The organism is Micromonospora sp. AMSO12t (genome assembly GCF_008806585.1).
Classification (GTDB): Bacteria; Actinomycetota; Actinomycetes; order Mycobacteriales; family Micromonosporaceae; genus Micromonospora; species Micromonospora reichwaldensis.
The window spans coordinates 41,994-53,778 of the sequence record NZ_WAAS01000013.1 but is presented as its reverse complement, the minus strand read 5'-3'; the positions used below and the strand labels follow the sequence as shown (position 1 = coordinate 53,778).

The 11,785-nt window shown below is 73.9% G+C and carries 10 protein-coding genes and 1 tRNA gene; 4 read left to right on the top strand and 7 right to left on the bottom strand.

Features of this window, described 5'->3' with window-relative positions:
• From F6X68_RS03650 to F6X68_RS03640, 3 genes are all read right to left on the bottom strand, one after another.
• Positions 1-2,207 (bottom strand): MMPL family transporter (locus F6X68_RS03650; RefSeq protein WP_151452910.1); only part of this gene is annotated, 2,207 nt, incomplete at its 3' end.
• Between the two features lie 38 nt (positions 2,208-2,245).
• Entirely contained in the window at positions 2,246-2,791 is a 546-nt protein-coding gene (locus F6X68_RS03645) for a TetR/AcrR family transcriptional regulator (protein WP_151452909.1), read from the bottom strand.
• Positions 2,792-2,889: 98 nt separating this feature from the next.
• Positions 2,890-3,342 (bottom strand): winged helix-turn-helix transcriptional regulator, encoded by a 453-nt coding sequence (locus tag F6X68_RS03640; protein WP_370518900.1) that lies wholly within the window; start codon positions 3,340-3,342, stop codon positions 2,890-2,892.
• Positions 3,343-3,497: 155 nt separating this feature from the next.
• Between F6X68_RS03640 and F6X68_RS03635 the strand changes: the two genes are divergently transcribed.
• The 4 genes from F6X68_RS03635 (at position 3,498) to F6X68_RS03620 (ending at position 8,610) form a co-directional block, all read left to right on the top strand.
• Positions 3,498-4,295 carry an isocitrate lyase/phosphoenolpyruvate mutase family protein gene (locus tag F6X68_RS03635; protein ID WP_151452907.1) on the top strand — a complete coding sequence of 266 codons (798 nt, stop codon included), beginning with the start codon at positions 3,498-3,500 and terminating at the stop codon, positions 4,293-4,295.
• Positions 4,296-4,326: 31 nt separating this feature from the next.
• Positions 4,327-5,286: a non-homologous end-joining DNA ligase gene (ligD, locus tag F6X68_RS03630; protein WP_151452906.1), complete on the top strand. Its 960-nt coding sequence runs from the start codon at positions 4,327-4,329 to the stop codon at positions 5,284-5,286.
• Between the two features lie 392 nt (positions 5,287-5,678).
• The gene (locus tag F6X68_RS03625) at positions 5,679-6,227 is read left to right on the top strand and encodes a DUF1772 domain-containing protein (RefSeq protein ID WP_151452905.1); all 549 of its coding nucleotides are present in this window, start codon (positions 5,679-5,681) and stop codon (positions 6,225-6,227) included.
• A 151-nt stretch (positions 6,228-6,378) separates the two neighbouring features.
• On the top strand, positions 6,379-8,610 hold the full coding sequence (locus F6X68_RS03620) for a PQQ-binding-like beta-propeller repeat protein (RefSeq protein WP_192581267.1): 2,232 nt from the start codon (positions 6,379-6,381) through the stop codon (positions 8,608-8,610).
• A 300-nt stretch (positions 8,611-8,910) separates the two neighbouring features.
• Here F6X68_RS03620 and F6X68_RS03615 read toward each other — a convergent pair.
• The 4 genes from F6X68_RS03615 to F6X68_RS03600 form a co-directional block, all read right to left on the bottom strand.
• A tRNA-Arg gene (locus F6X68_RS03615) sits at positions 8,911-8,985 on the bottom strand.
• A 279-nt stretch (positions 8,986-9,264) separates the two neighbouring features.
• The gene (locus F6X68_RS03610; protein ID WP_151452913.1) at positions 9,265-9,957 is read right to left on the bottom strand and encodes a winged helix-turn-helix domain-containing protein; all 693 of its coding nucleotides are present in this window, start codon (positions 9,955-9,957) and stop codon (positions 9,265-9,267) included.
• Between the two features lie 226 nt (positions 9,958-10,183).
• On the bottom strand, positions 10,184-10,846 hold the full coding sequence (locus F6X68_RS03605; RefSeq protein ID WP_151452903.1) for a DUF305 domain-containing protein: 663 nt from the start codon (positions 10,844-10,846) through the stop codon (positions 10,184-10,186).
• Positions 10,847-10,854: 8 nt separating this feature from the next.
• Positions 10,855-11,721, bottom strand: coding sequence for a DUF3105 domain-containing protein (locus F6X68_RS03600; RefSeq protein WP_151452902.1), 867 nt, complete (start codon positions 11,719-11,721; stop codon positions 10,855-10,857).
• Positions 11,722-11,785: the final 64 nt, after the last annotated feature.

Sequence of the window (11,785 nt, the reverse complement as noted above, 5' to 3'; positions counted from 1 at the left end):
TGGGCGGGGGACTTTTCGTCCAGGTGGGCGCGGAGGCCCTCGCCCTCGATGTCGACGTTGGGCAGGATCTTGTCCAGCCAACGGGGGAGCCACCAGGCCCGCTTGCCGAGCAGCGACATCACGGCCGGCACGATGGTCATCCGGACCACGAACGCGTCGATGGCGACGCCGATGGCGAGCGCGAAGCCCATCGACTTGATGACCGGGTCGTCGAGGAAGACGAAGCCGCCGAACACCGAGATCATGATCAGCGCGGCGGCGGTCACCACCCGGGCGCCATGCCCCATCCCGTTGATGGTCGCCTGCTGCGCGGTGTCGCCGTGCACGAAGTCCTCCCGCATCCGGGAGACCAGGAAGACCTCGTAGTCCATCGCCAGGCCGAACAGGATGCCGATCAGCAGGATCGGCAGGAAGCTGACCAGCGGGCCGGGCGTGTCCAAACCGACCAGGTCGGCGAGGTGGCCCTGCTGGAACACCGCCACGGTGATGCCGAAGGTGGCGGCGACGGTGAGCAGGAAGCCCAGCGCGGCCTTCACCGGCACCAGCAGCGAGCGGAAGACCAGCATCAGCAGCAGCACCGACAGGCCCACCACCAGCAGCAGGTACACCGGCAGGGCGTCGGAGAGCTTCTCGGAGACGTCGATGCCGATCGCGGTCGCCCCGGTCAGCAGCACGTCGACGTCGGGGAACCCGCCCACCTCCGCGCGGACGTCGTTGACCAGGGTCTCGGTGGCCTCGTCGGTCGGGCCGGTCTTCGGCACCACCCCGAGCAGCGCGGTACGGCCGTCCGGGCTGAGCTGCGGCGGGGCCACCGCGAGGACGTTCTCGGTGCGCTGGATCAGCGCGGTGACCTGCGGAATGGCGGCCGAGGTCGCCTGCGGGGTGTCACCGGCGACCACCACCGCGAGCCGGCCGGTGAAGCCGGGCCCGAAGCCCTCGGTGATCACGTCGTTCGACTCCCGGGCGGCCGAGCCGACCGGCGCGGTGCCCGCGTCGGGCAGCGCCAGCCGCATGTCGGGCGCGGGCAGGGCGAGCAGCCCCAACCCGATCAGCCCGACCAGGATGACCGGCACCCGGAACCGGGTGACGAGGCGCGCCCAACGGAACCCGAAGCCCGACCGGTCCTCGGCCGGCGGAGTGCCCGCGTCGGCGGCGTCGCCCGCCCGGTCCCCGGCTGCGGCGTCCCCGACCGTCGAGCGCAGCTTGCGGGGCAGCACCCGGCGACCGGCGAAGCCGAGCAGGGCCGGCTGGAGAGTGATCGCGACCAGCACCGCGACGGTGACCGTGCCGGCGGCGGCCAGACCCATCACCGTCAGGAACGGGATGTTCACCACGGCCAGCCCGGCCAGCGCGATGACGACGGTGGCGCCGGCGAAGACCACGGCCGAGCCGGCGGTGCCGACCGCGCGGCCCACCGCCTCGTCCGGTGGCAGCCCCTCCATCAGGTTCTGCCGGTAGCGGGAGGTGATGAAGAGCGAGTAGTCGATGCCGACCGCGAGGCCGAGCATCAGGGCGAGGATCGGCGCGGTGCTGCTCAGGTCGACCACGCTGCTGATCGCGAACAGACCCGCCATGCCGACGCCCACGCCGATCAGCGCGTTGAGCATCGTCATCCCGGCCGCGACCAGCGAACCGAAGGTGACCACCAGGACGATCGCGGCGACCGCCACGCCGATGACCTCGGTCGAGCCGACCTCCGGCACGCTGCTGAGCACCTCGCCGCCGGGCGCGACCTCCCAGCCCTGGGCCTCGGCCCGCTCGCCGACCTTCTCGTACGCGTCGCGCTGGGCGTCGGTCACCTCGTCGGCGCCGGTGGCGAACTGGACCTGGACCAGCGCGTACCGGCCGTCGGGGGAGACCGCCCCCACCTGGAACGGATCGACGGCGCCGACGACGCCGGGCAGCGTGGCGGCCTCCTGAGTGAGTTCCTTCACCACGGCCTGCCCCTGCGGGCTGGCGAGCGCGCCGTCGGCCGGCGCCCTGACCGCGATCGTGCCGGTCGCGCCGCTCGCCGCCGGGAACTGCTCGGCGAGCAGGTCCAGGGCGCGCTGCGACTCGGTGCCGGGCATGGTGAAGTTGTCGGCTATCGGGCCGCGCAGGGTCGCGGCGGCGAGGCCGAGACCGACGAGTACGACGAGCCAGATCGCCGCGACGAGTCGCCGCCGGCGCATCGAGCCCCGGCCGAGCCGGTAGAGCAGGGTGGCCATGAGTTCCTTGTCCTCGGTCGTGGATGGTTGGGTACGGATCAGTCGACGGGCTCCAGTGCCCGCCGGGCGAGCGCCAGCAGGGCGGCGCGCAGCTCCTCGTCGGGTACGTCGGCGAACTCCCCGCAGGTCTCGGAGATGCCGGCGAGCAGCACCAGCGCCACGATCCGGGCGGACGGCCGTTCCGGGTGCCCGGCGAGCGCGTCGACCAGGCGCTCGGACATCCGCTGGATGTGCGCGAAGGCGGGCTGCTTGAGCAGCTCCGGGAACTCGCCCCGGAGCAGGGCGATCTCGCGGCGGAAACGGACCGCGAGGTCGACGAAGCCCTCGGCGGCGACCCGTTGGGCGTCCGCGCCGCGATGTGCGCGGATCCGCTCGTCGAGCGCCTGGAGGACGTCGATCGCCGGGGCCATCAGCTCGGTGAGGATGGCCTCCTTGTTGGCGAAGTGGTAGAGCACCGCCGCCTTGGAGCAGCCCACCTCGCGGGCGATGTCCTGCAACGAGGTGCCCCGGTAGCCGGTCGTCGCGAAGCGTCGGGCCGCCGCCGAAAGGATTTCGTCGTGCGTCTCCGGAACCATCCGCGCCATGCCGGCCCACCTCCCCGACCAGCATGCCTGACCGATCGGTCAGACCCTGACCGATCGGTCAGATGGAGGGCGTGGCGTTCCCCACACGCGGCCGAGGTTTACCCCTCCGGAACGGGCGGGAGGTCCCCGCCGTGCGCCCGGTCGTACCTGGCCCGGGCGTCGGCGATCGCGCTGCGGTGCCGTTCCGCCCAGTGGGTCAGGGCCACCAGTGACTCGTGGAGTTCCAGCGCGATCGGGGTGGCGGTGTACTCCACCTTCGGCGGGACGGTCGGATGGACCTTCCGGTGCAGCAGCCCGTCGCGCTCGAGGTTGCGCAGGGTGAGGGTGAGCATCCGCCGGCTGATCCCCTCCACGCGGCGTTCCAGCTCCGTGAAGCGCACCGGGCCCTGGGCGGCGGCCACGAGGATGCCGATGCTCCACTTGCCGCCCACCCGGTCGAGCACCTCGCGGACCGTGCACGCCGTGGCCTGGCCGGGGGCGAAGGACCCGTCGACCGCCCCGCACGCCTCGGACGCCCGCCCGGCGGTGCCATCGCTGTTCCCCTGCGACACGCCCATGCCTCCTCACGCTCCGCCCTCATGGTCACAGAGGGTGTTCCCCGACGACAAACCGCGTCGCCCGTGCGCCGCCGGCGGCGGAAGCGGCAAGGTCCATCGACACGGAATCGGGGCTGCGTCCCGGGCGCCGGTCCGCCGAGAATCGGCGTATGACCGACGATCTCGCCGTCCGGGCGGCGGCGCTGCGCACGCTGCACCGGCCCGGTGACCCGCTGATCCTGCCCAACGCCTGGGACGCCAGCTCCGCCCGCCAGATCGCCGCCGCCGGCTTCCCGGCCGTGGCCACCAGCAGCAGCGCCGTCGCCGAGGCGCTCGGCCACGCCGACGGCGAGGCCACCCCGCCGAGGGAGATGTTCGCCGCCGTGGCCCGCCTCGCCCGCGCCGTCGCCGTCCCCGTCACCGCCGACCTGGAGCGGGGGTATGGGCTGCGCCCCGCCGAGCTGGTGGGGCGCCTGCTCGACGCCGGTGCGGTCGGGCTCAACCTGGAGGACTCCGACCCGCGTACCGGCCGGTCGGTCGACGCCGGGGCGCAGGCCGACCTGCTCGCCGAGGTCCGGGCGGCGGCCGACGCGGCCGGGGTGCCGGTGGTGCTCAACGCCCGCATCGACGTCTTCCTCGCCGGCGGCGGCGACCCCGCCGCCCTGCTCCCGGAGGCGGTCAGCCGGGCCACCCGCTACCTCGCCGCCGGCGCGGACTGCGTCTACCCGATCCTGCTCGCCGACCCGGCGATCCTGTCCGAGCTGGTGGCCGCCGTGCCCGGGGCGGTGAACGCGCTCGCCCGCCCCGGCGCCCCCACGGTGCCGGAGCTGGCCGCGCTCGGCGTGGCCCGGGTCAGCTACGGCGGTGGCCTGTACGCCGCCGCCCGCGGGCACACGCAGCGGATGCTCGACGTCGTCCGGGCCGGCGGCGATCCGTTCGCGGCGGTTCGCCCCGCCGCGTCCGGTTGACCGTCGGCCCCCGGGCCGCGAAGGTGGTCGGATGAGTGGCGCTGACGAGACCCGGGACGGGGTGTCGCTGACCAACCTCGACCAGCCGTTGTTCGACGGCGCCGACGCGACCAAGCGGGACCTGGTCGACTACCTCGACGCGGTGCACGAGCGGATCCTGCCGCAACTGCGCGGCCGGCCGCTGTCGGTGATCCGGGTCCGGCCGGGGCAGCCGCCGTTCATGCAGAAGAACCTGCCGAAGTACACGCCGGACTGGGTGGCCCGCACGCCGGTCTGGGCCGAGGCGTCGCACCGCGAGATCTCGTACGCGCTCTGCGACGACCGGCGCACCCTGCTCTGGTTCGCCAACCAGCGCGCGGTGGAGTACCACCCCACCCTGGCCACGGTCGACGACCTGCACCGCCCCACCCACCTGGTGCTGGACCTCGATCCGCGGGAGGGGGACTCCTTCGCGCTGGCGGTCGCCGCGGCACGGCTGGTCCGGCAGGCGCTCGCCGACGCGGGGCTCGCCGGCGCGGTCAAGACCAGCGGGGCCAAGGGCGTGCACGTCTTCGTACCGGTCGCGGAGGGCGCCACGGTGGAGGACATGGCCGCCGCGACCCGGGCGGTGGCGGCCCGCGCCGAACGGCTCGACCCGGCGCTGGCCACCACCGCCTTCATCCGCGAGGACCGGGGCGGCAAGGTGTTCGTCGACTCGACCCGGGCCGGCGGGGCGACCGTGGTGGCCGCCTACAGCCCCCGGCTGCGGCCGGGCGTGCCGGTCTCCTTCCCGGTCGACTGGGCCGACCTGGGCGACGTGACCCCGGCCGACTTCACCATCCGCACGGCCCCGGCGCTGACCGCCGGACGCGACCCCTGGGCCGAGCGGCTGCCCGCGCCGCAGCAGCTCCCGGCGGACCTGGTCGCGGAGGGGCACACCATCCCGGTCGCCCGGGTGCAGGCCATGCACGAGGGCAAGCGCCGGGCCCGCGCCCGCCGCGCCGCCGGCTGACGTACGCGAACAGCCCCGCCCGTCACCGGCGGCCCTGCCGGCGTCCGCCACTGTCGGCGCTGCTGGTGTCGGCCACCGGCGGCCCTGCCAGTGCCCGTCACCGCCGCCGTCGCTCGGCCCCGTCGCCTGTCGCCCGTTGCCCGCCGCCGTCGCTCGTTCCGTCGTCCGTCGCCCGTCGCCCGCCCCGGGCTACGTCGGGAGGCGACGCCCGGCCGCGCGGACGGGCGACCGGCCTGCGCCGCCGTACGTCCACAGGCGACCCCGCCTTCACGCCGTCGGGCGGCAGACGGGCCGTGGCGGCCGACCTAGCGTCGACGACGACCCAGCGGACGGCGCCGGGACGACCCGGCCGACGGCGCCGGGACGGCGTCGACGGATCGGCAGGAGGAGACATGACCCGCGACAGGCTCACCTGGACGGTGCTCGTCGTTCTGGTGTGGACGGCGATGATGTCGTTCGGCGGCGTCGCCGCCGAGACCGTGATGCTCTACCCGAACATCTTCGGGGACCCGCCGGCGTCGCTGGACCGGGCCCGCGAGTTCCTGGTGGCGGGCGGCCCGAGTGACTACTTTCCGCCGCTCGGCGCGACCGTCGTGCTCGCCTGCCTCGCCGCGGCGGTGCTGACCTGGCGCGACCGCCGGCTGCGCTGGTGGATCGCCGGCGCGGCCGTGGTCTTCGTCGCCTGCGAGTTCCTGTTCTCCGTGTTCTTCTTCTGGCCGCGCAACGAGATCATGTTCGTCGACCCGGTCGGCACACACTCACCGGAGTACCTGCGTCAGGTCGCGGCCGAGTTCGTCGCCGGGCACCGGGTGCGCCTGGTGGGCGGGGCGGTGACCGCCGCGCTGGCGTTCGTCGCGCTGCTGCGTTGGGCAGGGCGGCCCGGCGCGGAACTGGCCGACCAGGCGGGACGCGCCACGGACCCGGCCGACCAGGCGGCGTGACCCCGTTCCTGCAAGGAAGCGAACATTTCTCCGGCGATGTTGACGATCTCCTGCGGATCTCGGCGAGATGTGCAGGAGATCGCTGGTTCGGCGGTCGTGGCCCATGCCACACTTCCCGGCATTTCCCGCGCCCGTCGGAAGGACCGCACCCATGCCATCGCCGACCGCCAACGAACCCGCCCGTCTCCCGATGGACCGCCGCCGGCTGCTCGGCCTGGGCGTCGGCGCGGTCACCGCAGCGGCGACCGGCGCGACGGTCGGCGCCGCGCCCGCGACCGCCGGCCGGCCCGCACCCCGACCCGGTGGGCCCTGGTCGCCGGGGTTCGCGCTGCTGGGCGACACGCAGATCGACGTGGACCTGCCCGAGCGGACCGAGGGCGTGCGCTGGACGTACGAGCAGATCGCCGCCCGAAACCCGGAGGTCGTGTGCCACGTCGGGGACATCGTCGAGCACGGCTCCGTGGCCGAGTACGACACCTACCTCGACACCATCCCGGCGGCGCTGCGACCCCGGATCCGGCACGTGCCGGGCAACCACGACTGGCGCTGGGACAGCACGGCCGGTGAACGGTACGGGTCGTTGTTCGGGCCGAGCCGGTACTCGTTCGACCACGACGGCCTGCACTTCGTCGCGCTGGACCCGAGCCACCTGCTCCAGGAGCCGGGCGGGTTCGGCGAGTCCGGCATCCGGTGGCTGACCCGCGACCTGGACCGGGTGCCGCGCGGCGTGCCGATCGTCATGCTCTGCCACTTCCCGTTCGGCGGCGACAACTACTACGTCTCCGACCAGGAGCGGCTGCTGCGGCTGCTCGACCGCTACGACGTACGGGCCATGTTCGCCGGGCACGTGCACGCCGAGCAGGTGCAGCGCTTCAACGGGGTGACCCAGTTGGCGGTCGACGACACCCGCGGCTCGGCGATCTACTACTGGGTGCAGCGCACCGACGGGCCCGACGGCGAGGTGCTGAAGGTCACGGCCGTGCAGCGGGCCGCCGGCGGCAGCGCCGAGTCCCGCGCGGTGCTGGACATCCCGATCGCCGGCCCGCGTACCGCCGCCGCGCAGCGACCCCAGGCGATCTCGCTCGACCCGGCGGGCGCCGCGCTGGCGGTGTCCGTGCGGCTCGCCCCGCACGCCCGCACCGCCAACGTCAAGGCCCAGCTCTATCCGCAGCACACCTACGGGCTCAAGGACGACGGCCAGTGGCGCAACCTGGCCCCCGACGGGGCCGGCCGCCGCTACACCGGCGGGCTGGACCTCACGTCGCTCCCGCCCGGCGAGCACCGGATGACCGTACGGGTCACCGACGCCGACGGCGCCTGGCACGAGCAGACCCGCACCTTCGCCCTCCCCGACACCGCCCGGCGGCTGCGCTGGAGCGAGCAGCTCGGCGCGCCGGTGCAGGCCGGCCTGGCGGCCCGGGACGGCCTGCTGATCGCGGCGACCACCGGCGGGAACGTCGTCGGCGCCCGGCCCACCCGCCGGGGACTGTCCCGGCGCTGGCAGACGCGGATCGGCGCGGTGCACGGCCGGCCGGCGTTCGCCCCCGACGGCGGGACCGTCTACGTCCCCTCCGACGACCACCGCCTCCACGCCCTCGACGCGGCCACCGGCCGGCGCCGGTTCACCTACGACGCCGGTGCCCCGGTGCTCGGCAGCCCGCTGGTCACCACGGTCGACGGCCGTACCGTCGTGGTGATCTCCGCCGGCGAGACCCGGCAGGCCGTCGACGCGCGCACGGGCGACCCGGTGTGGCGGGTGGCCGGGAAGGGCATGTTCGCCGGGCGCGCCGCGAGCGACGGCACCCGGGTCTACGCCGGCGCCGGCGACGGCAACGTCTACGCCCACGACGCCCGCACCGGTGCCGTTCTCTGGTCGTTCTCCACCACCACCCGCACCACCGCCTACAGCCGCCTCATCTACGGCCCCTGGGCGGACAACCTGGAGGTGCTGCCCAACGGGCTGGTCCTGGTGTCCACCGTGGCCAGCGCGTTCGCGCTGGACCCCGCGACCGGGGAACCGCGCTGGTCGGTGGCTGGCTCCTACGTCTACGCCCCGAAGCTCGTGCTGGACGGCGGCGACGTGCTGATGTTCGACGACGGCGGTCGCACCGCCTCCCGGGTGGACCCGGCCACCGGCCAGGCCCGCTGGACAGCCGGGCTGGGCGCCCGCCCGGTCAGCACCGGCGCGGCGATCCACGACGGCGTCGCGTGGACCCCGACCACCACGGGACTGCTGGTCGGGCTCGACGTGGCCACCGGGGCCGTCCGCTCCCGGTTGCAACTGACGACCAGCGCCTACTGCTACAGCCCGCCGGTCGTCATCGGCGACCTGCTGCTGGTCGGCGACCAGGACGGTTTCCTGCACGGCCTCGCCGCCGACTGACCCCCGTAGCGGTGCGGCACCGCCGCCTGTTCGACGCGGTGCCGCCCGCCCGCACCCGGTCCGTGCCCAGCGTCCGGCCGGGTGTCCGCGCGGACGGCGGATGTGGGCGCGAGGGCGGCCCGGGTGACACCGCACCCGGGCCGCAGCAGTGCATCGCTGCGGGGAACGGCCTCGCCGCAGCCCTGGACACGGAGACGCCCGACGACACCTGTCGTCGGGCGTTTGCGTGGTCGTCGTCGTTCGAAGATCGACGGAGGGAACGGTCAACCTCGGATGAGCGAGGTGTTGACTGGTGTGGTGTGGTGCCCCCGGCAGGATTCGAACCTGCGCCCCCGCCTCCGGAGGGCGGTGCTCTATCCCCTGAGCTACGGGGGCTCAGCGACTGGAGAAGACTAGCAAACGTCCCCCCGGAACGCCGAATCGGTATCCGGCGCGCGCCCTCGTGTCGCCCCGCCCTGCTGGTGTCGTTCGCCGGAGGACCGGTGACGGGTGCCGCCCTGTTCCACCTGCGCCGGACGCCGCTGCCGGAGAGCCCTCCGGCCGGCACGAGTGGAACCTCACGGGTGTCTCCGGGCACCGGATACACCCCTGACGTTCCACTCGCTGATGCCGCTCGCGGATGCGGCCGGCTGGTGCGGGGACGGGCGCGGGTGGTCAGGCGGCGACGGCGCGGCCGCAGCTCGGCAGCGGGTGCAGCACGATGCGGCGGGGCAGGCGCCGGGGCCACTCGTTGCGGGGCCAGGAGCCGTCGACGATCAGGTGCACGGTCCGCTGCTCCTCGCCGCTGAGCCGCAGCACGAAGTCGCGCGGGAGCGGCGGGTCGACCGACGGGGTGGTGATCATGAAGCGCACCCGGCCGCGGGAGGAGACGGCGGAGATGACGTCCGCCGCGGGCATCGTGCCCCGCAGGCGTACGCGGCCGATCCAGTAGACCTCGGCGAGGTGCTCCTGCGCCGCCCGGGTGATGGCCGGGTAGTCGCTGCGCACCCAGCGTTCCACCGCGCCGACGCAGAGGCCGCAGGCCCGTTCCCGGGGCTCCCGGGGGCCCAGCCCCCAGGCCCGCAGGTACGCGCCCACCGCCCCGGCGTCCATGGACGGCTCGAAGCGGTGCTGGATGAGGGTGTGCAGGCTCTGCCGCGTCCACAGCTCCTCGTCCAGGCCCAGCTCGTCGGGATGGACGCCCCGCAGGACGTCGATGAGTTCGAGCTCCTGTTCGCGGCTGAGCGTTCCCGGCTCGCCCTGCCGCTGTCCGCGACGGACGGCTGCCACCGCCCCGTCACCGCCGATGGTGTGGCGCCGGCACCAGCTGGTGACCGAACGCCGTGCGTCTCTCAGTGCAACCCCCACGTCCTGCGCAACGAGCCCGAATCGCAACTGGTCACGATATGTGTGGAGAAAACTCTCTTAGTGTCGCAATGGGGTAGATGGTGCATGACGTCGCTTACCGCTCAAAGCGGACAGGGGTGCGGGGTGGCCGGCTCCCTGAGGGGGGCCGGGATGGCGAGAGGTCCGCGTCGGCCGGGTGAAACGGCGGCGACGCGGACCTCTCGACGGGCGACGGTGCGGCGGCGGGTCAGCCGCCCAGCCGCTTCAGCGCGTTCTGGAGATTGGTGAGGTCGTTGCGCTGGGTGTTCTTCATGGTCTGCGCGGTCCTGACGACGTCGGGCTCGTCGCTGACGTCGAGGATGCCGTCGATCATGTGGATGCCGCCCAGGTGATGCTTGATCATCAGTTGCAGGAAGAGGACGTCCAGCTCCCGGCCCTCGGCCGCGTGCAGCTTCGCCATCTCCTCGGGGGTGGCCATGCCCGGCATGAGGCCGTTCCTGACCAGGCCGGGGCCGTCGGACATCCACGACATCGGCGGCTCGCTGCCCGCCGGGTCGAGCCCCCACGAGCGCAGCCACGTGTGCATGGTGCCGATCTCGCCCTGCTGGGAGGTGGCGATGTCGCCGCCGATGCTGCGGACCTCCGGGTCGCTGCCCTCGTCGAAGGCGACCAGGCCCATCTCCACCGCCTGCGCGTGGTGGGTCAGCATGTCCCGGGCGAAGCCCGCCTCCGGCGAGGCGTCGCCCGGCCGGGTGAGCCGGGGGGTCAGCATGCCACCGGCGTACCCGAGGAGCAGCCCGACCACGACGGCCAGGGCCAGCGCGGCCGTGCCCCAGCGGGCCGGCGACCGCCGTTCCTCCGGAGCCGGGCTGGCCGGCTCGCTGGTCGCGGTCATGGTCGGGATGCTCATCGCTCTCCTCAGCCCTGCGGCATCTGCTGGGCGTCGTCGCGCGGCGTGGTGCCGGTGGCGGTGATGCCCTGGCTGCACAGCGCGGTCGGCCCCTCGATCGAGGCGTTGACCCGCAGCGTCTTGATGAACTCGTCGATGCGGCCGTCGTCGGCGTTGTCGACCTTGAGCTGGTAGCCCCACGCCTGGAGCGAGATCGGCTTGTCCAGCCCCTCGAACGGGCTGAGCATCAGCTTCTCCTTGCCCCGCACCTTGTCGGCGAGCTTCGTCACCTGGTCGGCGGCCAGGTCCGGACGGTAGGTGATCCAGACCGTGCCGTGCTCCAGGCTGTGCACCGCGTGCTCGTTGGCGATCTGGGCGGGGTAGACGTCGCCCATGCAGTTCTGCCAGGCCGCGTTGTGGGGGCCGGCCACCGGCGGGAGCACCGTGTAGGTGAGGGGCCCCGTCTTGTGGTTGCCGCCGGACACGAGGTCCTTGTCCTTCTCGCGGAAGTTGACGATGCCGTCGATCGCGTCCGCCCGGTCCTCCCAGGGCTTGGCGCCCTGGAACGTCGCCCAGGCGCCGTAGCCGATGATCGCCACGGCCAGCACACCCACGGCGACGAAGAGCGCGATCGGCCCCCATGAGCGGCCCTGGCTCACCTTCACCGGGGTGATGGGCTTGCGGCCCTTGCCCCCGGCGCCGGGGCGGGTGCCCGTCGGCTTGCCGGACCCGGCCTTGGCGCCGGTGGACCCGGTCTTCGCGCCGGTGGAACCGGGCTTGGCGCCGCCGGACCCGGTCTTGGCGCCTGCTGCCGGCCGGCCCGCTGCCGGCTTCTTGCCGGTGCTGACCACGTTCGGGCGCCGCTCGGGGCCGCCACCCGGTGTGCTGATGCTCATCGTGCCTCGTCAGGTCGGTCGGTCAGGGGATCCGGCGGGCCGGTCTCACACACTGGGTCGCCGC

Excerpts from the sequence above, each read along its gene's own strand:
- F6X68_RS03605 (WP_151452903.1), bottom strand. The coding sequence starts at position 10,846 with ATGAGCATCCCGACCATGACCGCGACCAGCGAGCCGGCCAGCCCGGCT.
- F6X68_RS03625 (WP_151452905.1), top strand. The coding sequence starts at position 5,679 with ATGACCCGCGACAGGCTCACCTGGACGGTGCTCGTCGTTCTGGTGTGG.
- ligD (WP_151452906.1), top strand. The coding sequence starts at position 4,327 with ATGAGTGGCGCTGACGAGACCCGGGACGGGGTGTCGCTGACCAACCTC.
- F6X68_RS03645 (WP_151452909.1), bottom strand. The coding sequence starts at position 2,791 with ATGGCGCGGATGGTTCCGGAGACGCACGACGAAATCCTTTCGGCGGCG.
- F6X68_RS03600 (WP_151452902.1), bottom strand. The coding sequence starts at position 11,721 with ATGAGCATCAGCACACCGGGTGGCGGCCCCGAGCGGCGCCCGAACGTG.
- F6X68_RS03635 (WP_151452907.1), top strand. The coding sequence starts at position 3,498 with ATGACCGACGATCTCGCCGTCCGGGCGGCGGCGCTGCGCACGCTGCAC.
- F6X68_RS03620 (WP_192581267.1), top strand. The coding sequence starts at position 6,379 with ATGCCATCGCCGACCGCCAACGAACCCGCCCGTCTCCCGATGGACCGC.